This window comes from Streptomyces sp. NPDC090021, assembly GCF_044748225.1.
Classification (GTDB): Bacteria; Actinomycetota; Actinomycetes; order Streptomycetales; family Streptomycetaceae; genus Streptomyces.
Genome location: NZ_JBIVFO010000005.1, coordinates 39,640 through 65,440 on the forward strand (window position 1 = coordinate 39,640; position 25,801 = coordinate 65,440).

Here is a 25,801-nt window from a genome sequence, read left to right on the forward strand (position 1 = left end):
CCCGCCCCCGCGCCGCACGGCTAAAGGCTGCGCAGCAGGACCGCCGGGGATTCCACGCAGTCCGCGACGTACCGGAGGAAGCCGCCCGCCGTACCGCCGTCGCAGACCCGGTGGTCGAAGGTCAGCGACAGCTGGACCACCTTCCGGACCGCCAACTGCCCCTGGTGCACCCACGGCTTGTCGATGATGCGGCCCACACCCAGCATCGCCGCCTCCGGGTGGTTGATGATCGGCGTGGAGCCGTCGACGCCGAACACCCCGTAGTTGTTCAGGGTGAAGGTGCCGCCCGTCAGGTCGGCCGGGGCCAGCTTGCCGGCGCGGGCGAGCTCGGTCAGCCGCGCGAACTCCGCCGACAGGGACTCCGGGTTGCGCTCCTGAGCGTCCCGGACCACCGGGACCACCAGGCCCCGATCGGTCTGCGCGGCGAAGCCCAGGTGCACCGACGGGAGCCGGACGATCTCCTTGGCCGCGAGGTCCACGGTGGAGTTCAGCTCCGGGTACTTGGCCAGCGCGGCCGTGCAGATCCGCGCCAGCAGCGCCAGCACCGAGATCTTGGGCCCGCCCACCGCGTTCATCGCGGCCCGGGCCGCCATCAGCTCGGTGGCGTCGGCGTCGACCCAGCAGGTCGCGTCCGGGATCTCCCGGCGGCTGCGCGACAGCTTCTCGGCGACCGCGCCGCGCAGCCCCTTGAGCGGGATCCGCTCGCCCTGCGCCGACACCGCCGCCGGGGCGACGGCCGGGGCCGGAGCGGGCGCCGTCAGCGCGGCCAGGGCCGCCTCGACGTCGGCCCGCAGGATCAGGCCCTCCGGCCCGGAACCGTGCAGCGCGCGCAGGTCCACCCCGCCGTCCTTGGCCAGCTTGCGCACCAGCGGCGAGATAACGGGCACCGGCCCGGCCGGAACCGCAGCGGCCACCGGGGCCACCGGGGCCACGGCGACCGGAGCCGGGGCGACGACCGGGGCCGCGACGGGCGCCGACACCGCGGCGGTGACGGGTCGCACCCGTCGCCGACGCGCCGGGCGCGAGTGGTCCGAGCCGTAACCGATCAGGGGCCGGGGCGCGTTGCCGGAGCCCTCGGCCTCGTCCTGCGGGGCCGTTCCGGCCTCCGGAGCGGACTGCACGCCCACCGCGACGGTGATCAGCGGGGCGCCGACGGGCAGCTCCTCGCCCTCCTCACCGAACCGGGCGGTGACCACGCCGCCGTACGGACAGGGCACCTCCACCATCGCCTTGGCCGTCTCGACCTCGACGACCGGCTGGTCGATGGCGACGACGTCGCCCACGGCCACCAGCCACCGCACGATCTCGGCCTCGGTCAGCCCCTCGCCGAGGTCCGGCAGCCTGAATTCCATGACCTGCGGCATCAGTTCTCCCACTGCAGGCGGGCCACGGCGTCCAGGATCCGCTCGACACCGGGCAGGTGGTACTTCTCCAGCATCGGCGGCGGATACGGGATGTCGAAGCCCGTCACCCGCAGCACCGGGGCCTCCAGGTGGTGGAAGCACCGCTCCGTGACACGGGCGGCGATCTCCGCGCCCGGCCCGCCGAAGCCGCCGGCCTCGTGGACCACCACCGCGCGCCCGGTGCGGCGTACGGACTCCACGACCGTGTCCTCGTCGAAGGGGACCAGGGAGCGCAGGTCCACGACCTCCAGGTCCCAGCCCTCCTCGCGGGCCGCCTCGGCCGCCTCCAGGCACACCGGCAGCGAGGGCCCGTAGGTGATCAGGGTCGCGCTCGTGCCCGTCCGCCGGACCAGCGCCTTCCCGATGCCCGGGACGGCCGTCGGCGCCTGCGGCGACCAGTCGGCCTTCGACCAGTACAGCCGCTTCGGCTCCAGGAAGACCACCGGGTCGTCGCTCGCGATCGACGCGCGCAGCAGACCGTAGGCGTCCTCGACGGTCGCCGGGGTGACCACGGTCAGGCCGGGCGTCGCCACGTAGTACGCCTCGGAGGAGTCACAGTGGTGCTCCACACCGCCGATCCCGCCGCCGTAGGGCACGCGGATAGTGATCGGCAGCGGCATCGCACCGCGGGTGCGGTTGCGCATCTTCGCCACGTGCGAGATCAGCTGCTCGAAGGCCGGGTAGGCGAAGGCGTCGAACTGCATCTCCACCACGGGCCGCAGCCCGTACATGGCCATGCCGACCGCCGTGCCCAGGATCCCGGCCTCCGCGAGGGGGGTGTCCGTGCAGCGGTCCTCGCCGAACTCCTTCGCGAGGCCGTCCGTGATCCGGAAGACGCCGCCGAGCGTGCCGACGTCCTCGCCCATCACGTGGACCGTCGGGTCCTCGGCCATCGCGTCGCGCATCGCCCGCGTCAGGGCCTGCGCCATCGTCGCGGGCTTGGCCCCCGTCTTCGCGGACTTCGCCGCCACCGTCGTCACGTCTGGTCCTCGGCTTCCAGCTCGGCACGGAGCATGGTCGCCTGCTCGCGCAGGCGGTCGGTCTGCTCCGCGTAGACGTGCGCGAACAGGTCCATCGGGTCCACCACCGGATCCGCGTTCATCCCGTCGCGCAGGGACGCCGCCATCGCCTCGGCCTCGTCGCGCGCGGCCGTGATGCCCGCCTCGTCGAGGATCCCGCGCGCGGTCAGCTCCCGCTCCAGCAGGTCGATCGGGTCGTGCGCCTTCCACGCCTCGACCTCGGCGTCACCGCGGTAGCGCGTCGCGTCGTCGGCGTTCGTGTGCGCCTCCATGCGGTACGTGACGGCCTCGATCAGGGTGGGGCCGCCACCGGCCCGGGCCCGCCGGACCGCCTCGGCCAGCACCTCGTGCATCGCCGCGATGTCGTTGCCGTCGACCAGCCGGCCCGGCATGCCGTAGCCGACGGCCTTGTGGGCCAGCGTCGGGGCAGCGGTCTGCTTGGCGAGCGGGACGGAGATCGCGAAGCCGTTGTTCTGCACGAGGAAGACCACCGGGGCCTGCCAGACGGCGGCGAAGTTCAGCGCCTCGTGGAAGTCGCCCTCGCTGGTGCCGCCGTCGCCGACCATCGCGAGGGCGACGACGTCGTCGCCGCGCAGCCGCGCCGCGTGGGCCAGGCCCACCGCGTGCGGCAGCTGGGTGGCGAGCGGGGTCGAGAGCGGGGCTATGCGGTGCTCGCGCGGGTCGTAGCCGGTGTGCCAGTCGCCGCGCAGCAGGGTCAGTGCCTGTACGGGGTCCAGTCCGCGCGCCACGGCCGCCAGGGTGTCGCGGTAGCTCGGGAAGAGCCAGTCCTGCTCCTCCAGCACCATCGCGGCGGCGATCTCGCAGGCCTCCTGGCCGACGGTCGAGGGGTACACGGCGAGCCGGCCCTGCTTGGTGAGCGCCGTGGCCTGGGCGTTGTAGCGACGGCCGCGCACCAGTTCGGCGTAGCAGCGGCGCATCAGCGCGGGGTCGAGCCGGTCGGCCGCCTCGGTGCCCAGCACCCGGTAGGGCTCGGCGTCCGGGAGCAGCGGGGCGGCGTCCGTGCGGGGCCTCCAGGCGGGCGGCGGGGTGGAACGGCGGGACGCACCGGCACCGGGCAGCTCTTGGACCGTCATGGCGGCGTACACCTCCTCGTGGGAAGCGGGCAGGGGGTGCCCCGGATGTGAGGCCCCTCACCTACCGATTGTTCGGTTGTCCGCGCAATTTGGCTACAGGCGGCTCCAGGCTGTGGACAAACGGGCGCCGGGGGCCTGGGATGGACGCAGGACGTCCAGCAGAGGGAGGCATCGGGCAATGCCGGATGAACAAATGGCCGCGGCCGGTTCCGCACCGGTTCCGCAGGGGACCGCACCGGGAGCCCCTGCGGTCCCGCCCGTCACACCCCGCCCCCTGGACCCGATCGACCGGTCGATCATGCGGCTGCTCCAGGCGGACGGCCGGGCGTCCATACGCTCGGTGGCCGAGCAGGTACACGTCTCGCGCGCGAACGCCTACGCGCGGATCAACCGGCTCATCGACGACGGGGTGATCCGCGGGTTCACGGCCCGCGTCAACCACGAGCGCGCGGGCCAGGGAGCCTCCGCCTACATCACGCTGAAGATCGTCCAGAACTCCTGGCGCACGGTCCGCGAGCAGCTGCGCGAACTCCCGGGGGCCGCGCACATCGCCCTGGTCAGCGGCGACTTCGACGTCCTGCTCCTGGTGCACACCCCGGACAACCGGACCCTGCGCGAGCTGGTCCTGACCCGCCTCCAGGCCATCCCGGAGGTCCTCTCGACGCGCACCCTGCTGGTCTTCGAGGAGACGGACCTGCTGGATCCCGGCCCGGGCCCGGGCGCCGGCCCCGCGATCACGGAGGACTGGGGGCCGAACGGGTGACGGGCGGCCCGAGACACGACAACGCCCCGGACGGTCCCTGAGGACCCCGTCCGGGGCGTTGTGCGCGGCGGTCGGCCGGGTCGGCCGGTCAGTCGGTCAGCGGGCCGTGCGCAGGCCGTCGAAGGCCATGTGGACGACGGCGTCCGCGAGCTGCTCGGGACCCGTGCCCGGGTGCGGGCGGTACCACTCGACCAGCGAGTTCACCATGCCGAAGAGGAGGCGGGTGGCGAGGCGGATGTCCACGTCGGCCCGCAGGTCGCCGTCCGCGGCGGCGGCCTTGAGCAGGTCCGCGACCCGGTGGTCGAACTCGCGGCGGCGCTCCAGCGCCCACCGCTCGGTGCGGGTGTTGCCCCGCACCCGCAGCAGCAGCGTCACGTACGGCAGCTCGCCCACCAGCACCTCGACGGTGCGGCGCGTGACGTACTCGACGCGCTCGACGGCCCGGCCGCCGTTCGCGCCGGGCTCCTCCAGCACCGCGAAGAGCCCGTCGAGGGCGCGGCTGACGGCCCGCCGCAGCAGCTCCTCCTTGCCCGTGACGTGGTGATAGATCGAGGACTTCGAGATACCGGCGGCCTTGGAGAGGTGCTCCATCGAGGTGCCGTCGTAGCCGCGCTCGTTGAAGACCTGGACGGCCACCGACAGCAGCGTCTCGGGGGTGTAGGTGTCGCGCTTGGCCGTCGTCACTGCGCGTCCTCCTCGTCGCCCGCCGCGTAACCCAGCTTGAACAGCGCCAGCGAGGGCGCGTAACGGCCGCCGGGGCAGCGCTCGTCGAGGTGGTGCAGCAGGTCGTAGGCCCAGTCCCGGCCGAGCCGGTCGTACCACTCGGAGGGGCCCAGCGGGTAGTTGACGCCGAGCCGCATCGCGGTGTCGATGTCCTCGGCGGAGGCCACGCCGCGGGCGACGGCGTCGGCGGTGAGGTCGATCAGCATCGCGACGGTCCGGGCGACGATCATGCCGGGGACGTCGCCGATGACGGAGACCTGCTTGCCGAGCTTCTGGAAGAGGCCGATCGCCTCGGCGAGGGTGCGCTCGCTGGTGTCCGCGCTGGCGGAGAGGGCGATCCGGGTGGCGCTCCGGTAGTCGAGCGCGAGGTCGAAGTAGACGACGTCCGCGAACTCGACGGAGGTCTTCCCGTCCGCGAGGACCAGCTGTCCCTCGCCGGGCAGCTGGATGTACGGGCCCCCGTGCTCGGTGGCCGTGACCGCGATCCCGGCCTCCTCCAGCAGGTCGGCCAGGGCGGCGGCCGGCCCGAGGTCACCCACGACGGTCACCTTCGCCGGGGCCTCCTCGGGGCCGGCGGTGTGCGGCTGCGCGGCCGCCGCGCCGGGGCCGTACGGGAACCAGCCGTGCCCCGACTTGCGGCCCAGGCGGCCCGACTGGACCAGCCGGCGCTGCGCCAGGGACGGGACGAACTTGGGGCTGCGGAAGAAGGACTCCCACACGGAGCGGGTCACGGCCTCGTTGACGTCCTGGCCGATCAGGTCGGTCAGCGCGAAGGGGCCCATCTTGAAGCCGCCGCTCTCGCGGAGCACGGCGTCGATGGTCGCCGGGTCGGCGCCCTGCTCCTCGTACACCGCGAAGGCCTCGGCGTAGAAGGGGCGGGCGATCCGGTTGACGATGAAGCCGGGGGTGTCGGCGCAGCGGACCGGCGTCTTCCCCCAGCCGAGGACCGTGCGGTACGCGCGCTCGACGGCCGCCGGGTCGCTCGCGGAGCCGCTGACCACCTCGACGAGCGGGAGCAGCGGGGCCGGGTTGAAGAAGTGCAGGCCGAGGAAGCGGCCGGGGTGCGCGAGGCCTGCGGCGAGCTCGGTGACGGAGAGGGAGGAGGTGTTCGTGGCGAGCAGCGCGTCCGGCTCCACCACCTCTTCGAGGGCCGCGAAGAGGGTCTGCTTGATCTGGACGTTCTCCACGACCGCCTCGATGACGAGGGCGGCCCCGGCGAGGTCCGCGAGGGCCCCGGCGGGCGCGATCCGGCCGACCGCCTCCTCGGCCTCGGCCCGGTCCAGACGGCCCTTCGCGGCCATCCGCTCGACACGGTCCTGCACGATGCCGACGCCGTCGGCGGCGAGGGCGGTGTCGATGTCGTAGATCAGCACGCGGTGACCTGCGAGAAGGGCGACCTGGGCGATGCCCTGGCCCATGGTGCCCGCGCCGACGACCGCCACAGTGCGGGACCGCTCGATTGCTGTCATGTCCTGATCCTCCCGCACCGACTTGTCCACAGGTCCGCCGGGCCCTCTTGTCCCGACCGATCGTTCGGTTACTCTAACTCCAGTCTGCTCTCCTTCGCCCGGCTCAACGAGGAGTTGGTCCCTGATGGCCGCCGAGCTCACCGTCCCCCAGCTGTCCGCCAAGCACCGGCCCACCCTGGACCAGGCCCTGTCGGCGATCCGCAGCCGCGCCTACTGGTCTCCGCATCCCGAGCACCCGAAGGCGTACGGCGAGACCGCCCCGGCCGACGGGCTCGCCGCCTTCGAGGCGCTCCGCGGCACGCGGTTCGACCTCGGCCAGCCCGGCACCGACGGCTGGGCGGGCGCCGAGGTGTCCCCGTACGGCCCGGAGCTGGGCGTCGAGTACCCGCATGTGGACCCGGACGTGCTGCTGCCCGCGATGAAGGCCGGCATGGGCGCCTGGCGCGACGCCGGACCGGAGGCGCGCGCCCTGGTCTGCATCGAGATCCTGGCCCGCATCTCGGCCCGCACGCACGAGTTCGCGCACGCGGTCATGCACACCAGCGGCCAGGCCTTCATGATGGCGTTCCAGGCCGGCGGTCCCCACGCGCAGGACCGCGGGCTGGAGGCCGTGGCCTACGCCTACGAGGAGCAGACCCGGGTCCCCGGACAGGCGGACTGGTCGAAGCAGCAGGGCAAGAAGGACCCGCTGGAGCTCGGCAAGACCTTCACCGCGGTCCCCCGGGGCATCTCCCTCATGATCGGCTGCAACACCTTCCCGACCTGGAACGGCTACCCGGGCCTGTTCGCCTCGCTGGCCACCGGCAACCCGGTGCTGGTCAAGCCGCACCCGCGGGCCGTGCTGCCGCTCGCCCTGACCGTGCGGGTGGCGCGCGAGGTCCTCGCGGAGGCGGGCTTCGACCCGAACCTGGTGGCGCTCGCGGTCGAGCGCCCGGGCGAGGGCATCGCCAAGGACCTCGCCGTCCGTCCCGAGATCAAGCTGATCGACTACACCGGGTCCACGGAGTTCGGCGACTGGCTGGAGGCCAACGCCCGCCAGGCCCAGGTCTACACGGAGAAGGCGGGCGTCAACACCGTCGTCCTGGACTCCACCGACAACTACAAGGGGATGCTGGCCAACCTGGCCTTCTCCCTGTCGCTCTACAGCGGCCAGATGTGCACCACCCCGCAGAACCTGCTGATCCCGCGCGACGGCATCGCGACGGACGCCGGCCACAAGTCGTACGACGAGGTGGTCGCCGACCTCGCGGCGTCGGTCGGCGGCCTGCTCGGTGACGACGCCCGGGCCAACGCGCTGCTCGGCGCGCTGGTCAACCCGGACGTCAGGGCCCGCCTGGAGGCGGCCGCCGGCCTCGGCGAGGTCGCGCTGGAGTCCCGCGAGGTCGCCAACCCCGAGTTCCCGGACGCGGTGGTCCGTACGCCGGTGATGGTCAAGCTGGACGCCGCCAAGCCGGACCCGGAGGCGCCCTACCTCTCCGAGTGCTTCGGCCCGGTCTCCTTCGCGGTGGCCGTGGACTCCACGCAGGACGCGCTGGACCTGCTGCGCCGCACCGTGCGGGAGAAGGGCGCCATGACGGTCGGCGCCTACACCACCTCCCCCGACACCGAGCGCGCCCTCGAAAAGGTCTGCCTGGAGGAGTCCGCCCAGCTCTCGCTGAACCTGACCGGCGGGGTCTACGTCAACCAGACCGCGGCGTTCTCGGACTTCCACGGCTCCGGCGGCAACCCCGCGGCCAATGCCGCGCTGTGCGACGGCGCCTTCGTCTCGAACCGCTTCCGCGTGGTGGAGGTCCGCCGCCAGGCGTAGCCGCCGGACGCGACGGCCGGACGCCGGAGCGTCCGGCGCCCGTCCAGGGCCTGGACGCCTCCTCCCCGCACATCCGGGCGGAGGCGTCCACCTGGGCGGTCCCGCGCAGGGCGGCGAAGCCCGCGTCGCCCAGCACCGTGCCCACGGCCACCGCCTCGACGAGCTCCTCGCGGGCCACCCGCCGGGCGAGGCAGCCCAGGTCGCTACGGCCCACCCGCTCGGCGGCCTCGGCGTAGTCGGCGAGCAGGTCCGCTCGTGCTGTGGCTCGGCACGCTCGTCCTCGCAGCCCTGCTCCGGCGCCCGCGAACCGCCGACCGGGCCACGACCTGGTCGATCCGGATCTCCACGGTCCTCGCGCCGATCGGCGCCGCGCCGGCGTTCCTGGTGGTCCTGCCCACCCCCGAGCGGCAGGGCGGCGAAGCCGCAGGTCCGGCCCTCGCCGAGAGCGGCGCGCACAACGTGGGGGTGCCCGACGGCGGCCCCGGGATGTTCCTCACCGGCTGGTCCACCACCGGAGGGGACCTGCGCGTCCCGCACTTCTTCGGAACGCGCGCCCTCCAGCTGCTGCCGCTGCTCCTCCTCGCCGCGCTCGCCCGGCGTTCCGCCCGGCCGCGCGACGAACGGATGCGGGTGCGGCCGGTCCTGGCGGCCGGTGCGGTGTACGCGGCGGCGCTCGCCCTGCCGACCTGGCAGGCACGGCGCGGCCGGCCCTGGTCCGTCCCGACGGGGCGACGCTCGGCGCGGCCGCAGCCGTCCTGGCCGGGGGACTCCTAGGAGTCCTCGCCGCTCTCCTGCCCGGCGGGCGGGGGACCGCCCCAGTGGAAGAGGGTCATGGCCACGCTGGTGGCGAGGTTGTAGCTGGAGACCTGGGGGCGCATCGGCAGTGACACCAGGTGGTCGGCCCGCGCACGCAGTTCGGGGGAGATCCCGTGCCGCTCGGAGCCGAAGGCCAGCAGCGCGTCGTCCGGGAGGGTGAGGCCGCGGATGTCCCCGCCCTCCGGGTCGAGCGCGTAGAGCGGCCCGGGCGGCAGCTCCTCCAGGGCGAGGCGCTCGACGGTGGTGGCGTAGTGCAGTCCGGCCCCGGCCCGGACCACGTTGGGGTGCCAGGGGTCGAGGTCGCCGCGGGTGACCACGCCGGTGGCGCCGAAGCCGGCGGCGAGGCGGACGACGGCCCCGACGTTGCCGAGGTTGCGGGGGTTGTCGAGGACGACGACGGGCGCTTTCCTCGGCATCCGCCCCAGGCCGGCAATGCCCGCGGCCCGGTCGGGCCGTACGGCGAGGGCGGCGACCCCGGTCGGGTGGACGCGGGGCAGCAGCTCCCTGAGCACGGCCGGCCGCACCAGGCGGACCACAGCGGCCTCGACGTCCGGAGCCAGCGCCCGGGCCAGGGCCCGTACGGCGCCGGGATCGTCCGCGACGGCCACCCGCACGTCGGCCCCGAAGCGCAGGGCGTGCTTGAGCGCGTGGAACCCGTCGAGGAGCACGAGGTCCCCGCGGCCGGACGCCTCCGCCCAGTCCCGCGCGATCTCCCCGGACCCCTGATCCTCACTCATGCCCCGACCCTACGGCCCCCGCTCCGCGCCCCGGGACATCCACCCCTCGGACCCCTCGCCCGGACGGAGCCCGGGCCCCCACCCCTCGGCGCTCTCAGCCCGTCCCGCGGTCGAGGGCCGGGTCCGGGCGGAGCCCGGGTCCGGGTGGCGGCGGGGCGGGGGAAGGCCCCGCAGGGCGCCGCTCCGGGCGCCGGACGACCCGCGGCGCTGCCGCCCGCAGCGCCGCGGCCCGCGCACCGAGCCACACCAGAAAGCCCGTCGGCAGGAACACCGCATCGGCGGCGATCATCGCCAGCGAGAAGAACGGCAGCCCCAGCAGCACCGCGATCCCCGCGTGCTCCAGCATCATCAGCACCAGCAGCACGTTCTTGATCCGCCGGTTGAAGAGCGTGAACGGGAAGGCGACCTGGACCGCCACCGTCCCGTACGACAGCAGCATCACCAGCGTCCCGCTGCCCGCCAGCAGCGCCGACAGCGCCGGCCACGGGGTGAAGTAGTCCAGCCCCAGGGGGTAGTACAGCGCCGTCCCGTCCTGCCATCGCGAGCCCTGGATCTTGTACCAGCCGGCCGTCGCGTAGATCAGGCAGACCTCGACCATGATCACCAGCATGCCCGCGTTGTGCAGCAGGTTCGCCAGGACGTCCAGGACCGCCCGCCCCTCGCCCTCCGGGTCGCGGCGGTCGACCAGCCACCACAGTGCGCAGACCACCCACACCGCGCCGAACGCCGCCAGCCAGCCGGGACTGAACCGCCCGGTGGCGGCGCCGTGGGCGAAGACGACCCCCAGCACCCCCCACAGCACCGGCCCGGCCGCCCCCGCCGTCGCGGAGCCCCGCCTGCGCGCCCTGCGCGCGTCCAGCGACCACACCTGCGCGCACCGGGTCAGCACCAGGTAGATCGCGACCAGGTGGATGACGTTGTCCCCGCCGTCGCCCATGAACACGCTGCGGTTCTGCAGGGACAGCACGCCGATCATGAATACCACGGACATCGCCCGGGTGCGCCAGCCCAGCAGCAGGCCGGCGCTCGCCAGCACGGCCACGGCGTAGACGGTCTCGAACCACAGGGCCGAGCCGGACCACGTCAGGACCGTGAAGGCACCGTTGGAGTCGAGCAGCCGCTGCGCCAGTTCCTGGCTCCACGGCCCGTCCGGGCCGTACAGCTCGGCGCGGTGGGGGAACTCCCGCAGCAGGAAGAAGAGCCAGGTGCCCGCGAAGCCGATGCGGACGACAGCGCTCTGGTACGGGCCGAGCGCCTGCCCGCTGACCTCGGCGACGGCCCGCGCCAGCGCGGCGCGGGCCCGTCTCACACCTTCCACCACGGCAGCTCCCGGTAGTAGGTCTGGGTATCGGTGCTCTCGGTGCTCCACTTCGGCGCGGGCACGGCCGTCGTCGCCGAGCGCAGCTGGATCCGCAGGATGCGCCCGCCGCGGTGGTCCGGTGCGAGCCGGTTCACCGCGATCCGCCGCAGGTACTCCTCGGACAGCTCGCCGCGCTCGCCGACGGGCTTCTCGTCCTCGTCGTGGGAGCCGGTGTAGAAGTCCCAGGCCCGGCGCAGCTCGTTCTGCTCGGTGTGGCTCGGCAGCAGGCTGTGCCGGATCGCGGCGGCGTCCTCGGCGCTCAGGTCCCGCCAGCCGGTGGTGATCAGCTCGCCGCCGGCGGTCCGGACCTCGGCGCGCACCTCCACGGCGATGTTCTGCTGGAGCGGGTTGGGCGCGAAGAGCTTCCAGTTCTGTTCGAACTCGGGATAGATCCAGGCGTCGATCGTCCGCGCGTGCTGCCTGCTCACCGTGTTGGAGGGGGCCACGTGCAGGAAGACCAGTGCGAGGTGCGTGCACGCGGCGATGCCCACGGCGCCCAGGGCCAGCGCGGTCACGACCCGGTACGGGGTGGACAGACCGGCGATTCCGGGCGCCCTCGGGGGTGGTGGAGCGGCCCCTTCGGCGAGCTCGTGCTCGTTCGCATCCATCCCGCCCCGATCGTCCGGCGTCCACAGGGTTGACCACAGAGGTTGACACCCTACGGGCCGCCGTCTCACCATTGAAGTGAAGGAACCGAACGATCGGTCGGTCGGGTGACGGACGGCCGGCATACACCGCAAGGGGCCGGAATGGTGGCAGTGACCCCGGAAACGGGCCCGGACACGGCCCTGGGGACAGACGGGACGGACGGGACGGGCATGACGGCTGACCTGGGCGCACAGCTCGCGGCGGCGTTCGACGCAGCCGTGGCGGCGGACGAGCGCGTGGAACCGCGCGACTGGATGCCGGAGGAGTACCGCGCATCGCTCGTCCGGCAGATGGCGCAGCACGCCCACTCCGAGATCATCGGCATGCAGCCCGAGGCCAACTGGATCACCCGCGCGCCCTCGTTGCGCCGCAAGGCGATCCTGATGGCCAAGGTCCAGGACGAGGCGGGCCACGGCCTCTACCTCTACAGCGCGGCCGAGACCCTCGGCACCAGCCGCGACGAGCTTCTGGACAAGCTCCACTCGGGCCGGCAGAAGTACTCCTCGATCTTCAACTACCCCACCCTGACCTGGGCGGACGTCGGCGCCATCGGCTGGCTCGTGGACGGCGCGGCGATCACCAACCAGGTGCCGATCTGCCGCTGCTCCTACGGGCCCTACGCCCGCGCGATGGTCCGGATCTGCAAGGAGGAGTCCTTCCACCAGCGCCAGGGCTTCGAGCTCCTCATGGCCCTCTCCAAGGGCACCGAGGAGCAGCACGCCATGGCGCAGGACGCGGTGGACCGCTGGTGGTGGCCCTCCCTGATGATGTTCGGCCCGCCGGACGACGAGTCGGCGCACTCGGCGCAGTCGATGGCCTGGCGCATCAAGCGCCACTCCAACGACGAGCTGCGCCAGCGGTTCGTGGACATCGCCGTCCCGCAGGCCGAGTCCCTCGGCCTGACCCTGCCCGACCCGGACCTGAAGTGGAACGAGGAGCGCGGCCACCACGACTTCGGCGCCATCGACTGGGCCGAGTTCTGGGACGTGCTCAAGGGCAACGGCCCCTGCAACGAGCAGCGGATCGGCCAGCGGCGCCGGGCCCACGAGGAAGGCGCCTGGGTGCGCGACGCGGCCGCCGCGTACGCGCGGAAGCAGGCGGCACAGCAGCAGGCGGCACAGCAGCAGACGGCGAAGCCCGCCGGACAGAACGAGGAGGCACGGGTATGACGCAGAACTGGCCCCTGTGGGAGGTGTTCGTGCGCTCGCGCCGCGGCCTTTCGCACACGCACGCGGGAAGCCTGCACGCCCCCGACGCGGAAATGGCCCTGCGCAACGCCCGCGACCTCTACACCCGGCGCAACGAAGGCATCTCGATCTGGGTCGTTCCCTCCGCCTCGATCACCGCCTCCTCGCCGGACGAGCGGGACCCCTTCTTCGCGCCGTCCGCCGACAAGCCCTACCGGCACCCCACCTTCTACGACATCCCGGAGGGAGTGAGCCACCTGTGACCGGCACCGACACCAGCACCGCCACCACCAGCACCGCCACCGCGGCGGCGGCCCTCGCCCTCGGCGACGACGCGCTGATCCTCTCCCACCGGCTCGGCGAGTGGGCCGGCCACGCCCCCGTCCTGGAGGAGGAGGTCGCCCTCGCCAACATCGCCCTCGACCTGCTCGGCCAGGCCCGCATCCTGCTGTCCATGGTCGGCGACGAGGACGAGCTGGCCTTCCTGCGTGAGGAGCGGTCCTTCCGCAACCTCCAGCTGGTCGAGCAGCCGAACGGCGATTTCGCCCACACCATCGCCCGCCAGCTGTACTTCTCCGTCCACCAGTACGAGCTCTACGCGGAACTGGCCCGCGGGGACGGCCCGTTCGCGCCCCTCGCGGCCAAGGCCGTCAAGGAGACCGCGTACCACCGCGACCACGCCGAGCAGTGGACCCTGCGGCTCGGCGACGGCACCGAGGAGAGCCGCGCCCGCATGCAGGCGGCGCTGAAGGCGCTGTGGAAGTTCACCGGGGAGCTCTTCCAGCCGGTGGAGGGCCTCGACGGCGTGGACTGGGCCGCCCTCGAAGAGCGCTGGCTGGCCGCGCTGACCGATGTCGTGGAGCGTGCCGGGCTCACCCTGCCCGAAGGGCCGCGCACCGGCGCCTGGGCCGCCGGCGCCGGCCGTCAGGGACTGCACACCGAGTCCTTCGGCCGGATGCTCGCCGAGATGCAGCACCTGCACCGCAGCCACCCGGGGGCGTCATGGTGACCAGCGCCGACATCGCGACGACCCGCCTGGAGGCCGAGCTGGCCGAACTGGCCGGCTCCGTCCCGGACCCCGAACTGCCGGTGCTCACCCTCGGCGAGCTGGGCGTGGTGCGCGGGGTGCGGATGCACGAGGACGGCCACGCCGAGGTCACCCTCACCCCCACCTACACCGGCTGCCCGGCCATCGAGGCCATGTCCGCCGACATCGAGCGGATCCTGACCGGCCACGGCATCCCCGAGGTGCGGGTGACCACCGTGCTGGCCCCCGCCTGGTCCACGGACGACATCAGCGCCGAGGGCCGCCGCAAGCTGGCCGAGTTCGGCATCGCCCCGCCCAGGCCGCACGCGGCTGGCGGGCCGGTCCCGGTGGCCCTGTCCGTCCGCTGCCCGAACTGCGGATCGACCGACACCGAGCTGCTCAGCCGTTTCTCCTCTACCGCGTGCAAGGCGCTGCGCCGCTGCACCGCCTGCCGCGAACCATTCGACCACTTCAAGGAGCTGTAGATGGCCGCCCCCCGCCACGGCGCGTTCCACCCGCTGACGGTGGCGGAAGTCGACCGGCTCACCGACGACTCGGTGGCGCTGACCCTCCGGGTCCCCGAGGAGCTGCGCGAGGACTACCGGCACGCCCCCGGCCAGCACCTGACGCTGCGCCGCACCGCCCCGGAGGGCGGCGCCGAGGTCCGCCGCACCTACTCGATCTGCTCGCCCGCCCCCACGGCGGACGGCCCGGGCCCCGCGCTGCTGCGGGTCGGCGTGCGGCTGGTGGAGGGCGGGGAGTTCTCCACCTTCGCGCACAAGGAGATCGCGGCCGGCGACGTGCTGGACGTCATGGTCCCGGCCGGACGCTTCGTGCTGGATCCCGCCGCGGCCCCCGCCGCCGGGCACTACGCCGCGATCGTCGGCGGCAGCGGGATCACGCCCGTGCTGTCGATCGCCGCGAGCCTGCTGGCCGCGCGGGCCGACGCCCGCTTCTGCCTGGTGCGCAGCGACCGTACGGCGGCTTCGACGATGTTCCTGGAGGAGGTCGCCGACCTCAAGGACCGCTATCCCGCGCGGTTCCAGCTGGTCACGGTGCTCTCCCGGGAGGAGCAGGAGTCGGGGCTGCCGTCCGGCCGGCTCGACGAGGAGCGGCTGGTGTCCCTGCTGCCCGCCCTGCTTCCGGTGGCGGAGGTCACGGGCTGGTTCCTGTGCGGGCCGTACGGTCTGGTGCAGGGCGCGGAGCGGGCCCTGAGCGCGCTCGGGGTCGCCCGGACCCGGGTGCACGAAGAGATCTTCCACGTCGAGGACACCACCCCCGCGCCGGTCCGCTCGGCGGCGTCGGCCGCGGCCGCGCAGGGCCGGGTCACCGCACGGCTCGACGGGCGTTCCGGCACCTGGCCCGTTCAGGACGGCGAGTCCCTGCTGGACGCGGTGCTCCGCAACCGCGCTGACGCCCCGTACGCCTGCAAGGGCGGCGTCTGCGGCACGTGCCGGGCGTTCGTGGTGTCGGGCGAGGTCAGGATGGACCGGAACTTCGCCCTGGAGGCCGAGGAGACGGACGCCGGTTTCGTCCTCGCCTGCCAGTCGCACCCGGTCACCGAGGAAGTGGAGATCGACTTCGACCGCTAGGGCCGGTCGCCGAAGCAACGCCGCGGGCCGGGCGGGACTTCGACGACAGGGCCCAGAGGGTGCCCCGGGGTCCGGCCGCTTCCCCTGCCGTCCTCCTCCCCTGTCCATTTTCAGGAACCTGTTCTATCTTGACGCCCCGTCAGGTCAGAACGGGAGGACAGGCAGTGGACTTCACCTTCACCGAGGAGCAGCTGGCCGCCGTCGAAGCGGCCAGGGCCGTGTTCGCGGACGTGGCACCCGACGGCGTGCCCAGCCCCGCGCTGACCCCGGGCGCCGTCGCCGACGACTTCGACCGCCCGCTGTGGGCCCGGCTCGCCGCGTCCGACCTGCTGGGCCTGGTCCTGGCCGAGGAGCACGGCGGCGCCGGCCTGGACACCATCGCCCTGTGCCTCGTCCTGCGCGAGGCCGCCCGGGTGCTGGCCCGGGTCCCGATGCTGGAGCACTGCGCCACCGCCATGGCCGTCCAGGCCCACGGCAGCCCCGAACTGGCCGCCGCACTGCTGCCCGGCGCCGGGCGCGGCACGCTCGTCCTGACCGCCGCCGCGCACGGCCGCTCCGGGCACGACCCGGCCGAACTCGCCGTCACCGCACGGCTCGACGGCGAAGGATGGGTTCTGGAGGGCACCCAGACCGCCGTCCCCTGGGCGCACACCGCCGACTGGATCGCCGTACCGGCCCACACCGGCGAGGGCGAGGGCGTCCTCGCGCTGGTCCCGCGCACGGCCGACGGCCTCGCTCTCGCCGAGCAGGTCTCCACCAGCGGGGAGCGCTTCGCCGAACTCGCCCTGGACGGCGTGCGGGTGGACCGGACGCACCTGATCGACACCCCGGGAGCCGTGGAGCGGTTCCGCCAGATCCTCACCACCGGCACCTGCGCCCTGACGCTCGGACTGGGCGAGGCCGTCCTCGGCATGACGAGCCGGTACACCAGCAAGCGCGAGCAGTTCGGCTTTCCCGTGGCCACCTTCCAGGCGGTCGCCGTCCAGGCCGCCGACCGCTATATCGACCTGCGCGCCATGGAGGTCACCCTGTGGCAGGCCGCCTGGCGGCTCGATGCCGCAACGGGCGGCGCCGGCGGGCCGCTGCCGAGCGCCGGTGACGTGGCGGTCGCCAAGATCTGGGCCTCGGAGGGCGTACGCAGGGTCGCCCAGACCGCCCAGCACCTGCACGGCGGCTTCGGCGCCGACACCGACTACCCCCTGCACCGCTACCACGCCTGGGCCAAGCAACTGGAGCTCCAGCTGGGCCCTGCGGCCGCGCACGAGGAGGCCCTGGGCGACCTGCTGGCCGCCCATCCCCTCGCCTGAAGCCGCCCCCTCAGGAGGTCAGAGCACGAAGGCCGGGTTTCCGTTGTCCGTCACCATCGGGCGCCCGGCCCCGTCCCAGGCCTGCATCCCGCCGTCGACGTTCACGGCGTCGATGTCCTGGCGCACCAGGTACTGGGTGACCTGCGCGGAACGCCCGCCGACCCGGCACATCACGTACACGCGGCGGCCGTCCTCGACGGCCTCCGTCAGCTCGCCGAAGCGGGCGACGAAGTCGCTCATCGGAATGTGCAGAGCGCCCTCGACGTGCCCGGCCGCCCATTCGTCGTCCTCACGGACGTCGAGGACAAAGCCTTCGGAGGGCACCGCGGCGGCGTCCACCGAGGGAAGCGGTCCGAAGTTCATAACTGTCGCCTTCTCTCTTCACAGGTCTGCGGCCAACCTATCCGACCGCGGCCCCGGCCGTGCGTGCGCGAACGGCCCCGTCCTCACCGGGCGGCGAGCTCGGCCGCCAGCTCCGCCTCGCGCTCGGAGACCTGCGCGAGCAGCTGCTCCGCGATCTCCTCCAGCAGCCGGTCGGGGTCGTCGGGAGCCATCCTCAGCATCGACCCGATCGCGCTCTCCTCCAGCTCCTTCGCCACCAGCGACAGCAGCTCCTTGCGGCGCGCCAGCCACTCCAGCCGGGCGTACAGCTCCTCGCTCTCGCCGGGCCCGGCCGTCTCGGGCACCGGCCCCGCCGCCCACTCCTCGGCCAGCTCGCGCAGCAGCCCCTCGTCGCCCCGGCCGTACGCGGCATTGACCCGCGCGATAAAGGCGTCGCGGCGCTCCCGCTCGCCCTCCTCCTGGGCCAGGTCGGGGTGGGCCCGGCGGACCAGCTCGCGGTAGAGGCGGCGCACCTCCTCGGAGGGGCGGACCCGCTCCGGCGGCCGCACCGGCCGGTCGGTGAGCATCGCGGCGGCGTCGTCGGAGATGCCCTCCGAACCCAGCCAGTCGTGGAAGAGCTCGTCCACGCCGGGCATCGGCATGACCAGCGAGCGCGCGTCCCGCGCCCGCCGGAGATCCTCGGCATCGCCGGTGCGCGCAGCCTTCGCCTCGGCGATCAGCGCGTCCAGCTCGTCGAGCCGCGTGTACATGGGGCCGAGCTTCTGATGGTGCAGGCGGGAGAAGTTCTCCACCTCCACGCGGAAGGTCTCCACCGCGATCTCGAACTCGATCAGCGCCTGCTCCGCGGCCCGTACGGCCCGCTCCAGGCGCGCCTCGGGGCGCTCCTCACCGGTGTCGGAGGAGTCGCCGGATCCACCGGGGACTGTCTGCTCGGGCTGCTCGGTCTGCTCGCTCACCCGGCCAGGGTACGGCCCGCCCGCGCGGGCGATGTTTCACGTGAAACATCGCCCGTCGCGCAGGGACGGCGCGACCCGCGCGATCTAGACCCCGGCCTCCGCGGCGATCCGCCCGGTCCGCACCGCCGCGACCAGGTCGGCGTGATCGGCTTCGGTCCGGTCGGCATAGGCCACCGCGAAGGCCGCCATCGCCTCGTCCAGCTCCTCGTTCTTGCCGCAGTACCCGGCCAGCAGCCGGGGATCGACGCTGTGCGCGTGCGCCCGGGCCAGCAGGGCACCGGTCATCCGCCCGTAGTCGTCGATCTGGTCGGGAGCCAGCGCCGCCGGGTCCACGCTGCCCTTGCGGTTGCGGAACTGGCGGACCTGGTAGGGGCGCCCCTCCACCGTGGTCCAGCCCAGCATGATGTCGGAGACCACCTGCATCCGCTTCTGCCCGGCCACCACCCGGCGGCCCTCGTGCTCCTCCGGCGGCGAGACGAAACCCAGTCCGGGCAGGTGCGGGAGCAGCACCGAGGGCCGGGCCTCCTTCACCTGGAGGACCAGCGGCTGGCCCCGGTGGTCCAGCAGCAGGACCACGTACGAGCGGGTGCCGACGCTCCCGGTGCCCACCACGCGGAAGGCCACGTCGTGGATCGCGTACCGGGCCAGCAGCGGCAGCCGGTCGCCTTGAAGGGTCTGCAGGTAGGGGCCGAGCGAGGCCGCCACGGCCGCCGCCTCCCCGTCCGTGACCCGGCGCAGCACGGGCAGCGCGTCGACGAAACGGCGGCCGCCGTCCGGCCCGATCTCCGTGGACTTGGTGGCGAACCGCGCGGAGGTGTTGTTGCGGGCCTTCTCGGAGACCCGCTCCAGGGTGCCCAGCAGGTCGCGGGCGTCGGCGTGCGAGACGAGTTCCTCGTCGGCGATGGCGTTCCACGCGTCGAGCGCGGGCAGCTTGGCCAGCAGCCGCATGGTCCGCCGGTAGGCGCCCACGGCATCCAGCGCGGCCGCCCGGCAGGTGTCCTCGTCCGCCCCGGCCACCCGCCCGGCGAGCACCAGGGAGGTCGCCAGCCGCTTCAGGTCCCACTCCCACGGGCCGAACACGGTCTCGTCGAAGTCGTTCAGGTCGATGACGAGCCGGCCGCGCGCGTCCCCGTACAGACCGAAGTTCGCCGCGTGCGCGTCACCGCAGATCTGCGCGCCGACACCGGTCACCGGACCGCCGGACAGGTCGTGCGCCATCAGCCCGGCCGCGCCGCGCAGGAACGCGAAGGGGCTGGCGGCCATCCTGCCGACCCGTATGGGCGTCAGCTCGGCCACCCGCCCCGCGTTGGACTCCTCCACCGCCCGCACGGCGTCCGGCCGCCCGGCCGGCACCGTGAAGCCGGCGTGCGCCGCCCTCGGCACACGGGCGCGCAGCGCCTTGCCCGCCTCCTTCGGCGAGTCCGCCGCCACGCGCGGCGCGAACCCCGCCACGTCCGGAATCCGCTGTCCCGCTGTCGCCGCCATCGGCGCCGCCCCCACCCGTTCGTTCATATGATCGCTTCGAGAACGGGCTGACCGTACCGACAGCCCGGTGTCCCTGGCCAGCGCCCACGGCGTCCGGCCGCCCGGCCGGTGCCCGCAAGCCCGGCGCACCGGCCGACGGCTACAGCCCGGCGTCCCGGGCGAGCAGCGCCGCCTGGACCCGGTTCTCACAGCCCAGCTTGGCCAGGATCCGGCTCACGTACGTCTTCACGGTCGCCTCGCTCATGTGCAGGCGCCGGCCCGCGTCCGCGTTGGACAGGCCCTCCCCGAGCAGCGCCAGGACCCCCCGCTCCCGCTCGCTCAGCCCGGCGACCTGACGGCGTGCCTCCTCGCCGCGCGCCGCCGCCCTCCCGGACGCCAGCTGGTCCACCACGTGCCGGGTGGCCCCGGGCGAGAGGTAGGCGTCCCCGGCCGCGGCCGCCCGGACCGCGCCGATCAGCTCGCCCGGCGCCGAGTCCTTGAGCAGGAACCCCGCCCCACCCTGCCCCAGCGCGCGCAGCACGTTCTCCTTCTCGCCGAAGGTGGTCAGGATCAGGGCCCGCACCTCCGGCGCGGCCCGCCGCAGCTCACCCAGTGCGGTCAGACCGTCCATCACCGGCATCTGGATGTCGAGCAGCATCACCTCGGGGGCGTGCGAGCGGGCCAGCTCGACCGCTTCCCGGCCGTTCGCCGCCTCCGCGACGACCTCGATGTCCGGCGCCGAGGTCAGGATCATCCTGATCCCGGCCCGGATCAGCGGCTCGTCGTCGGCGATCACCACTCTGATCACTTCGGCTGTCACCCCGTGCTCCTACTGCTTGACCTCGTACGCCTGCTTGTCCACGAGCTTGCCGTCCTTGAAGCAGAACCGGAAAACGAGGTCCGTGGTCAGGCTCTGGCCGGACTGGTCGTTGGCCAGCAGCACCAGGCACTCCGAGCCCTCCGGCCGGGGCGGCCCCTTCCGGTCGGCTCCCGCGGTCAGGAAGCTCTCTCCGGACGGCAGCCGGTCACGGACCGTCCTCTCGGCCTCGCCGACGTGCACGGCGTCGTACTCGTCCCTGCCGATCATCGCGTCGCCCGCCGTGTCCATCAGCATCACCGCCGCGGCGACCAGCACGATCACCAGCACCACCACCGCCGCGAACGCGATCCCGCAGCCCACGGCGATGCCACCGGCACGGCTGGGCACCCGTACGGCGAGCTCCCGGTCCACCGCCGCCCAGTCCATCGGCTGCTGCTCGCCCCGCCGCCCCCGCCCCGGGGGCAGGGTGCTCTTCCGCGCCTGCGCCTGCTGTCCGAAGTCGTCGGCCACGTCCTGGGCCCCGGCCGGCTCCGCGCCGTACGGCAGCACCCCGGCCACCCGGAACCCGCCGCTCTCGGCCGGACCCGCGTGCACCATGCCGCCCACCAGCCGGGCCCGCTCGCGCAGCCCCGTCAGTCCCTGCCCGCCCGACACCACGTCCTCGCCCGGTCCGGCCGACGGCCCGTTGGCGATCTCCACCACCAGCGAGTCGTCCTCGTACCGCAGCTCCACCGTGATCGGCGCACCCGGAGCGTGCTTGTAGGCGTTGGTCAGGGCCTCCTGCACGATCCGGTAGGCGGCGTGGTCACAGGCCGCGACCAGCTGCCTCGGCCGCCCCGAAGTGGTCATCCGCACCTCGGTCCCGGCGGCCCGCGCCGCCTCCACGACCCCGGCGATCCCGGCCACGCCGCGCGCCGCGGGCTGCGCCTCCTCCACCGGCGGGGGCGCCTCCACACCGTCGCGCAGGATCCCGACGACCTCGCGCAGTTCGTGCATCGCGGACACCGAGGCCTGCCGCAGCACGCCCACGGCCTCCCGCTGACGGTCGGTGAGTTCGGGATCCACCTCCAGCGCGCCCGTGTGAACGGAGATCAACGCCAGCTGGTGGCCCAGGCTGTCGTGCATGTCCTGGGCGATGCGCTGCCGCTCACGCAGCCGCGCCTGCCCGGCGACCATGGCCCGCTCGCGCAGCAGCTGCCCGTTGCGTTCGTGCAGGGCGGCCAGCAGGGTGCGGCGCTGAGACCAGTACCGGCTGGCCAGGCCGGGCATCACGGTGACGGCCAGGAACATCAGCGTGGAGAACACGATGATCAGCAGCGGCCGCATCTGCGCCCACTGGTCCAGGACGCTGAAGGCGAGCGCCGCGACGAAGGCCAGGGTGAAGGCGCCCAGCGCCCGGCCCACGCCGACGATCCGCCGCCCGGCCGACCAGCCCAGCAGCGGCAGCACGAAGAACAGCCCCGGGAGGACCGCACTCAGCGCCGAACTCACCACGAGCGTCGCCGCCGGCAGCCGCCTGCGCAGCAGGGTCAACGCCACCACGACCACGGCACCCAGCAGCATCCGCTGCCCGGACCCATGGTCGAGTTCCTCGACGCCCAGCCCGAGTATGGCCAGCACGGCGGCGAGCGCGAGGTCCCCCGCCAGCATCCGCCGTGTCCACGGCTCGGGCCCCCGCAGCCAGTCCCAGCCCGCACGTGTCTTCGCCATCGCATCCACGCGCCCGACCCTAGACATCCGGCCACCGCCCCGGCCGCCCTCTTTCGTCTCACCCGCCGCGACGAAAGTCGGATCCCGCGCGAGCAGTTGGCCCCGCACCCATCCGTGACCGACACCACACGGGAGACACCGGGCACGGACACCGGCCCTCCGGCATCCCGCGCACAGCCGGTCACGGGCACAAAGCGAAACGGCCGCCACCGCTTTCGCGGTGACGACCGTTTCGTCGATGTGGGCGAGGGGGGATTTGAACCCCCACGTCCCGAAGGACACTGGCACCTGAAGCCAGCGCGTCTGCCGTTCCGCCACTCGCCCGAGCAGCGTCCCAGTGGCCTTCCCTTTCGGGCCGTTCCCCTGGCGACGTCGAAACATTAGCACGTAGAACGGGGTGGATTCACATCGCTTTCCCCGGGGGCATACGCACCCGTGCGGACAGCCCCTCCCGCACTCCGCTCCGGGTGCGGGACACTGTTCCCCGAGCGCCCCTACGATCCCTTGTGAGGACCAACACTCGTCCCCACAGGTGCGAAGGGGAACCACCCGAATCCGCCACGCGTGGATACGATCAGTAAGCAGTACAGGGCGACAACGACGGAGGAGGTGCCCCATGGGAGTTCTGAAGCGGTTCGAGCAGCGACTCGAAGGTCTGGTGAACGGCACCTTCGCCAAGGTGTTCAAGTCCGAGGTCCAGCCGGTGGAGATCGCAGGAGCCCTCCAGCGGGAGTGCGACAACAACGCCACCATCTGGAACCGCGAGCGGACCGTCGTCCCCAACGACTTCATCGTGGAGCTCAGCACCGGCGACTACGACCGCCTGAGCCCCTACTCCGGGCAGCTCGGCGACGAGCTCGCGGGCCTCGTCCGCGACTACGCCAAGCAGCAGCGCTACAGCTTCATGGGCCCCATCAAGGTCCACCTGGAGAAGGCCGAGGACCTCGACACCGGGCTCTACCGGGTCCGCAGTCGCACCCTCGCCTCCAGCACCTCCCAGCCCCAGGGGGCGCCGCCGTCCCCTGCGAGCGGCTACGGCTATCCGCCGGTCGCCGCACCTCCCATGCCCGCCGGCCCGCCCCCGGGCGGACCCGGCGCCCGCAGGCCCACCCCGGGCGGTCCCGGCGGGGCGGCTCCGGGAGCGGGATCCGGAGGCCCGCGGCGGCACTGGATCGAGATCAACGGCACCCGCCACCAGATCTCGCGCCCCACGCTCGTACTCGGCCGAAGCACCGAAGCCGACGTGCGGATCGACGACCCCGGCGTATCGCGCCGGCACTGTGAGATCCGGACCGGAACGCCCTCGACGATCCAGGATCTCGGGTCCACCAACGGCATCGTGGTGGACGGGCAGCACACCACCCGCGCTACGCTCCGCGACGGCTCGCGGATCGTCGTGGGCAGCACCACCATCATTTACCGGCAAGCCGAAGGGTGAAGCGGGGGCAATGTCAGAGCTGACCCTGACGGTCATGCGGTTGGGTTTCCTGGCCGTTCTGTGGCTGTTCGTCATCGTGGCCGTCCAGGTCATCCGCAGCGATCTCTTCGGCACGAGGGTGACCCAGCGCGGCTCCTCCCGCCGCGGCGGTGCCGGCGGCGCCCCGCAGCAGGGCGGCCGCCAGGCCACGCCTCCGCAGCAGCGCCAGCGTCGCGGTGCGCCCACCAAGCTCGTCGTCTCCGAGGGCATCCTCACGGGCACCACCGTGGCCCTCGCCGGACAGACGATCACCCTGGGCCGCGCCCACGACTCCACGATCGTGCTGGACGACGACTACGCGTCCAGCCGCCATGCCAGGATCTACCCCGACCGTGACGGCCAGTGGATCGTCGAGGATCTCGGGTCCACCAACGGCACGTATCTCGACCGGACCCGGCTGACCACCCCGACGCCCATTCCGCCGGGCGCACCGATCCGCATCGGCAAGACCGTCATCGAGCTGCGGAAGTAGTACGACAATGAGCGAGCGGAGCGAGCGCGCGGCGGTGATCCGTGCCAGCGAGGACACGGACACGAGCGCGCTCCCGACCGGAGGGTGGGCAGTGTGGCTCGAGACCGGTTGTACCCGGAGCAAGCTTCGTCGACAGGGCAGGTGCGCATGAGTCTGTCCCTGCGGTTCGCAGCCGGATCCCACAAAGGCATGATCCGTGAGGGGAACGAGGACTCCGGCTACGCCGGTCCCCGTCTCCTGGCGATCGCCGACGGCATGGGAGGCCAGGCCGCCGGCGAGGTCGCCAGCTCCGAGGTGATCTCCACCCTCGTGCAGCTCGACGACGACGTACCGGGCTCCGACATCCTCACCTCGCTGGCCACCGCCGTGCAGCGCGCCAACGACCAGCTGCGCGTCATGGTCGAGGAGGACCCCCAGCTCGAGGGCATGGGCACCACCCTCACCGCCCTGCTGTGGACCGGCCAGCGCCTCGGCCTCGTCCACGTCGGCGACTCCCGCGCCTACCTGCTCCGCGACGGCGTCCTCACGCAGATCACCCAGGACCACACCTGGGTGCAGCGCCTGGTCGACGAGGGCCGCATCACGGAGGAGGAGGCGACGACCCATCCGCAGCGCTCCCTGCTGATGCGCGCGCTGGGCAGCGGCGACATCGTCGAGCCCGACCTCTCCATCCGTGAGGTCCGTGCCGGCGACCGCTACCTGATCTGCTCCGACGGGCTCTCCGGCGTCGTCTCCCACCAGACCCTGGAGGAGACCCTCGCCGACTACCACGGCCCCCGCGAGACCGTGCAGTCCCTCATCCAGCTCGCGCTGCGCGGCGGCGGACCCGACAACATCACCTGCATCGTCGCCGACGTCCTCGACACCGACAGCGGGGACACCCTCGCCGCCCAGGTCAGCGACACCCCGGTGGTCGTCGGCGCGGTTGCCGAGACCCAGCACCAGCTCTTCGACAACAACAACGCCATGCAGACCCCGGCCGGCCGCGCCTCCGGGCTCGGCCGCCAGTCCCCGTCGCCCGCGGGCGCCTTCGGTCCCCCCGGCAGCGGCGACGCCCCGGGCTACGGGTACGGCGACCACGGCCAGGGCGGCGGCTACGGCTCCTTCGGCGAGGCCGACGGGTACGACTCCGGCTCCGGCTACGACGACACGTACGACCACCCCCGCAGGCGCCGCAGCAAAGGGCGCAAGTGGACCACCCGCACCCTGACCCTGCTCGTCGTCGCCGGTGTCATCGGCGGCGGCCTCTACGCCGGCTGGCGCTGGACCCAGACCCAGTTCTACGTCGGCGTGAAGGGCGAGCACGTCGCGCTCTTCCGCGGTATCAGCCCGAAGCTCGGACCGCTGGAGCTCTCCAAGGTGGAGACCGACCGCCCCGACATCGAACTGAAGTACCTGCCGCCCTTCAAGCGGAAGCTGGTCGAGGCCACCATCAGCGAGGGCAGCCTCGACGGTGCCCGCAAGAAGCTGGACGACCTCGGCGTCCAGGTCTCCGCCTGCAAGAAGGACGAACAGCGCAGAGGCGCCGAGGCGCAGAACAGCCAGACACCCGGCCCCAGCCTGACTCCCGAGGAGCAGCAGCTGGTCGGCCTGTGCGGAAAGTAGCCC

General features: G+C 73.2%; 25 protein-coding genes and 1 tRNA gene. 12 read left to right on the plus strand and 14 right to left on the minus strand.

Features of this window, described 5'->3' with window-relative positions:
• Positions 1–20: 20 nt before the first annotated feature.
• Genes ACIPXC_RS04915 through pdhA form a run of 3 tightly spaced genes read right to left on the minus strand, consistent with a single transcriptional unit; the run spans position 21 to position 3,516 of the window.
• On the minus strand, positions 21–1,364 hold the full coding sequence (locus ACIPXC_RS04915) for a dihydrolipoamide acetyltransferase family protein (RefSeq protein WP_401613597.1): 1,344 nt from the start codon (positions 1,362–1,364) through the stop codon (positions 21–23).
• Complete coding sequence (locus tag ACIPXC_RS04920) at positions 1,364–2,332, minus strand: alpha-ketoacid dehydrogenase subunit beta (protein WP_199819194.1); 969 nt, start codon at positions 2,330–2,332, stop codon at positions 1,364–1,366. The genes ACIPXC_RS04915 and ACIPXC_RS04920 overlap by 1 nt, the downstream gene beginning before the upstream one ends.
• A gap of 47 nt (positions 2,333–2,379) precedes the next feature.
• Positions 2,380–3,516 (minus strand): pyruvate dehydrogenase (acetyl-transferring) E1 component subunit alpha, encoded by a 1,137-nt coding sequence (gene pdhA, locus ACIPXC_RS04925; protein WP_401613599.1) that lies wholly within the window; start codon positions 3,514–3,516, stop codon positions 2,380–2,382.
• A gap of 178 nt (positions 3,517–3,694) precedes the next feature.
• On the opposite strand from pdhA, the gene ACIPXC_RS04930 reads away from it, so the two are divergent.
• Positions 3,695–4,279: an Lrp/AsnC family transcriptional regulator gene (locus tag ACIPXC_RS04930; RefSeq protein WP_401613601.1), complete on the plus strand. Its 585-nt coding sequence runs from the start codon at positions 3,695–3,697 to the stop codon at positions 4,277–4,279.
• Between the two features lie 96 nt (positions 4,280–4,375).
• Here the strand turns inward: ACIPXC_RS04930 and ACIPXC_RS04935 are convergent, their stop codons facing one another.
• The gene (locus tag ACIPXC_RS04935; RefSeq protein WP_401613603.1) at positions 4,376–4,963 is read right to left on the minus strand and encodes a TetR/AcrR family transcriptional regulator; all 588 of its coding nucleotides are present in this window, start codon (positions 4,961–4,963) and stop codon (positions 4,376–4,378) included.
• Positions 4,960–6,471 carry a 3-hydroxyacyl-CoA dehydrogenase gene (locus ACIPXC_RS04940; protein WP_401613605.1) on the minus strand — a complete coding sequence of 504 codons (1,512 nt, stop codon included), beginning with the start codon at positions 6,469–6,471 and terminating at the stop codon, positions 4,960–4,962. Before ACIPXC_RS04940 ends, ACIPXC_RS04935 begins: the two co-directional genes overlap by 4 nt.
• A gap of 124 nt (positions 6,472–6,595) precedes the next feature.
• Between ACIPXC_RS04940 and paaN the strand changes: the two genes are divergently transcribed.
• Positions 6,596–8,278: a phenylacetic acid degradation protein PaaN gene (gene paaN / locus ACIPXC_RS04945; protein WP_401613607.1), complete on the plus strand. Its 1,683-nt coding sequence runs from the start codon at positions 6,596–6,598 to the stop codon at positions 8,276–8,278.
• Positions 8,279–8,533: 255 nt separating this feature from the next.
• Entirely contained in the window at positions 8,534–9,052 is a 519-nt protein-coding gene (locus tag ACIPXC_RS04950; protein ID WP_401613609.1) for a hypothetical protein, read from the plus strand.
• Here the strand turns inward: ACIPXC_RS04950 and ACIPXC_RS04955 are convergent.
• From ACIPXC_RS04955 to ACIPXC_RS04965, 3 genes are all read right to left on the minus strand, one after another.
• Positions 9,049–9,831, minus strand: a complete 783-nt coding sequence (locus tag ACIPXC_RS04955; protein WP_401613611.1) for a TrmH family RNA methyltransferase — start codon at positions 9,829–9,831, stop codon at positions 9,049–9,051. The two genes, ACIPXC_RS04950 and ACIPXC_RS04955, sit on opposite strands and share 4 nt — an antisense overlap.
• A gap of 94 nt (positions 9,832–9,925) precedes the next feature.
• Positions 9,926–11,140 (minus strand): HTTM domain-containing protein, encoded by a 1,215-nt coding sequence (locus ACIPXC_RS04960; RefSeq protein WP_401613613.1) that lies wholly within the window; start codon positions 11,138–11,140, stop codon positions 9,926–9,928.
• Positions 11,137–11,799 carry a DUF5819 family protein gene (locus tag ACIPXC_RS04965; RefSeq protein WP_401613615.1) on the minus strand — a complete coding sequence of 221 codons (663 nt, stop codon included), beginning with the start codon at positions 11,797–11,799 and terminating at the stop codon, positions 11,137–11,139. The genes ACIPXC_RS04960 and ACIPXC_RS04965 overlap by 4 nt, the downstream gene beginning before the upstream one ends.
• A gap of 210 nt (positions 11,800–12,009) precedes the next feature.
• Here ACIPXC_RS04965 and paaA point away from each other — a divergent pair, with 210 nt between their 5' ends.
• The 6 genes from paaA (at position 12,010) to ACIPXC_RS04995 (ending at position 16,952) form a co-directional block, all read left to right on the plus strand.
• A complete protein-coding gene (gene paaA, locus ACIPXC_RS04970) occupies positions 12,010–13,008 on the plus strand; it encodes a 1,2-phenylacetyl-CoA epoxidase subunit PaaA (RefSeq protein WP_401613617.1) in 999 nt (332 codons plus the stop codon).
• Positions 13,005–13,289, plus strand: a complete 285-nt coding sequence (gene paaB, locus ACIPXC_RS04975; protein WP_401613619.1) for a 1,2-phenylacetyl-CoA epoxidase subunit PaaB — start codon at positions 13,005–13,007, stop codon at positions 13,287–13,289. Before paaA ends, paaB begins: the two co-directional genes overlap by 4 nt.
• Positions 13,286–14,035 (plus strand): 1,2-phenylacetyl-CoA epoxidase subunit PaaC, encoded by a 750-nt coding sequence (paaC, locus tag ACIPXC_RS04980; RefSeq protein WP_401613621.1) that lies wholly within the window; start codon positions 13,286–13,288, stop codon positions 14,033–14,035. Before paaB ends, paaC begins: the two co-directional genes overlap by 4 nt.
• Positions 14,029–14,538: a 1,2-phenylacetyl-CoA epoxidase subunit PaaD gene (paaD, locus tag ACIPXC_RS04985; protein ID WP_401613623.1), complete on the plus strand. Its 510-nt coding sequence runs from the start codon at positions 14,029–14,031 to the stop codon at positions 14,536–14,538. Before paaC ends, paaD begins: the two co-directional genes overlap by 7 nt.
• Positions 14,539–15,645, plus strand: coding sequence for a 1,2-phenylacetyl-CoA epoxidase subunit PaaE (gene paaE, locus ACIPXC_RS04990; protein WP_401613625.1), 1,107 nt, complete (start codon positions 14,539–14,541; stop codon positions 15,643–15,645).
• Positions 15,646–15,809: 164 nt separating this feature from the next.
• A complete protein-coding gene (locus ACIPXC_RS04995; protein WP_401613627.1) occupies positions 15,810–16,952 on the plus strand; it encodes an acyl-CoA dehydrogenase family protein in 1,143 nt (380 codons plus the stop codon).
• A gap of 18 nt (positions 16,953–16,970) precedes the next feature.
• Here the strand turns inward: ACIPXC_RS04995 and ACIPXC_RS05000 are convergent, their stop codons facing one another.
• The 6 genes from ACIPXC_RS05000 to ACIPXC_RS05025 all read right to left on the minus strand — a co-directional run bounded on the left by ACIPXC_RS05000 (position 16,971) and on the right by ACIPXC_RS05025 (position 22,568).
• The gene (locus ACIPXC_RS05000) at positions 16,971–17,315 is read right to left on the minus strand and encodes a rhodanese-like domain-containing protein (protein ID WP_078094686.1); all 345 of its coding nucleotides are present in this window, start codon (positions 17,313–17,315) and stop codon (positions 16,971–16,973) included.
• An 83-nt stretch (positions 17,316–17,398) separates the two neighbouring features.
• Entirely contained in the window at positions 17,399–18,160 is a 762-nt protein-coding gene (locus tag ACIPXC_RS05005) for a hypothetical protein (RefSeq protein ID WP_401613870.1), read from the minus strand.
• Positions 18,161–18,334: 174 nt separating this feature from the next.
• On the minus strand, positions 18,335–19,762 hold the full coding sequence (locus ACIPXC_RS05010) for a DUF2252 domain-containing protein (RefSeq protein ID WP_401613630.1): 1,428 nt from the start codon (positions 19,760–19,762) through the stop codon (positions 18,335–18,337).
• 112 nt (positions 19,763–19,874) lie between these two features.
• The gene (locus ACIPXC_RS05015; protein WP_392576934.1) at positions 19,875–20,534 is read right to left on the minus strand and encodes a response regulator; all 660 of its coding nucleotides are present in this window, start codon (positions 20,532–20,534) and stop codon (positions 19,875–19,877) included.
• A 9-nt stretch (positions 20,535–20,543) separates the two neighbouring features.
• The gene (locus tag ACIPXC_RS05020) at positions 20,544–22,244 is read right to left on the minus strand and encodes a sensor histidine kinase (protein WP_401613632.1); all 1,701 of its coding nucleotides are present in this window, start codon (positions 22,242–22,244) and stop codon (positions 20,544–20,546) included.
• A gap of 241 nt (positions 22,245–22,485) precedes the next feature.
• Positions 22,486–22,568 (minus strand) — tRNA-Leu (locus ACIPXC_RS05025).
• 292 nt (positions 22,569–22,860) lie between these two features.
• Here ACIPXC_RS05025 and ACIPXC_RS05030 point away from each other — a divergent pair.
• The 3 genes from ACIPXC_RS05030 to ACIPXC_RS05040 all read left to right on the plus strand — a co-directional run bounded on the left by ACIPXC_RS05030 (position 22,861) and on the right by ACIPXC_RS05040 (position 25,798).
• The gene (locus ACIPXC_RS05030; RefSeq protein WP_401613634.1) at positions 22,861–23,682 is read left to right on the plus strand and encodes an FhaA domain-containing protein; all 822 of its coding nucleotides are present in this window, start codon (positions 22,861–22,863) and stop codon (positions 23,680–23,682) included.
• 10 nt (positions 23,683–23,692) lie between these two features.
• Positions 23,693–24,193, plus strand: coding sequence for an FHA domain-containing protein (locus ACIPXC_RS05035; RefSeq protein ID WP_326475584.1), 501 nt, complete (start codon positions 23,693–23,695; stop codon positions 24,191–24,193).
• 93 nt (positions 24,194–24,286) lie between these two features.
• Complete coding sequence (locus ACIPXC_RS05040; RefSeq protein WP_401613636.1) at positions 24,287–25,798, plus strand: PP2C family protein-serine/threonine phosphatase; 1,512 nt, start codon at positions 24,287–24,289, stop codon at positions 25,796–25,798.
• Positions 25,799–25,801 lie beyond the last annotated feature (3 nt).

Bases quoted from the DNA above. Each gene is read 5' to 3' on its own strand.
- ACIPXC_RS04915 (WP_401613597.1), bottom strand. From the start codon at position 1,364: ATGCCGCAGGTCATGGAATTCAGGCTGCCGGACCTCGGCGAGGGGCTG.
- ACIPXC_RS04920 (WP_199819194.1), bottom strand. From the start codon at position 2,332: ATGGCGCAGGCCCTGACGCGGGCGATGCGCGACGCGATGGCCGAGGAC.
- pdhA (WP_401613599.1), bottom strand. From the start codon at position 3,516: ATGACGGTCCAAGAGCTGCCCGGTGCCGGTGCGTCCCGCCGTTCCACC.
- ACIPXC_RS04930 (WP_401613601.1), top strand. From the start codon at position 3,695: ATGCCGGATGAACAAATGGCCGCGGCCGGTTCCGCACCGGTTCCGCAG.
- ACIPXC_RS04940 (WP_401613605.1), bottom strand. From the start codon at position 6,471: ATGACAGCAATCGAGCGGTCCCGCACTGTGGCGGTCGTCGGCGCGGGC.
- paaN (WP_401613607.1), top strand. From the start codon at position 6,596: ATGGCCGCCGAGCTCACCGTCCCCCAGCTGTCCGCCAAGCACCGGCCC.
- ACIPXC_RS04955 (WP_401613611.1), bottom strand. From the start codon at position 9,831: ATGAGTGAGGATCAGGGGTCCGGGGAGATCGCGCGGGACTGGGCGGAG.
- ACIPXC_RS04965 (WP_401613615.1), bottom strand. From the start codon at position 11,799: ATGGATGCGAACGAGCACGAGCTCGCCGAAGGGGCCGCTCCACCACCC.
- paaA (WP_401613617.1), top strand. From the start codon at position 12,010: ATGACGGCTGACCTGGGCGCACAGCTCGCGGCGGCGTTCGACGCAGCC.
- paaB (WP_401613619.1), top strand. From the start codon at position 13,005: ATGACGCAGAACTGGCCCCTGTGGGAGGTGTTCGTGCGCTCGCGCCGC.
- paaD (WP_401613623.1), top strand. From the start codon at position 14,029: ATGGTGACCAGCGCCGACATCGCGACGACCCGCCTGGAGGCCGAGCTG.
- paaE (WP_401613625.1), top strand. From the start codon at position 14,539: ATGGCCGCCCCCCGCCACGGCGCGTTCCACCCGCTGACGGTGGCGGAA.
- ACIPXC_RS05000 (WP_078094686.1), bottom strand. From the start codon at position 17,315: ATGAACTTCGGACCGCTTCCCTCGGTGGACGCCGCCGCGGTGCCCTCC.
- ACIPXC_RS05010 (WP_401613630.1), bottom strand. From the start codon at position 19,762: ATGAACGAACGGGTGGGGGCGGCGCCGATGGCGGCGACAGCGGGACAG.
- ACIPXC_RS05020 (WP_401613632.1), bottom strand. From the start codon at position 22,244: ATGGCGAAGACACGTGCGGGCTGGGACTGGCTGCGGGGGCCCGAGCCG.
- ACIPXC_RS05030 (WP_401613634.1), top strand. From the start codon at position 22,861: ATGGGAGTTCTGAAGCGGTTCGAGCAGCGACTCGAAGGTCTGGTGAAC.
- ACIPXC_RS05035 (WP_326475584.1), top strand. From the start codon at position 23,693: ATGTCAGAGCTGACCCTGACGGTCATGCGGTTGGGTTTCCTGGCCGTT.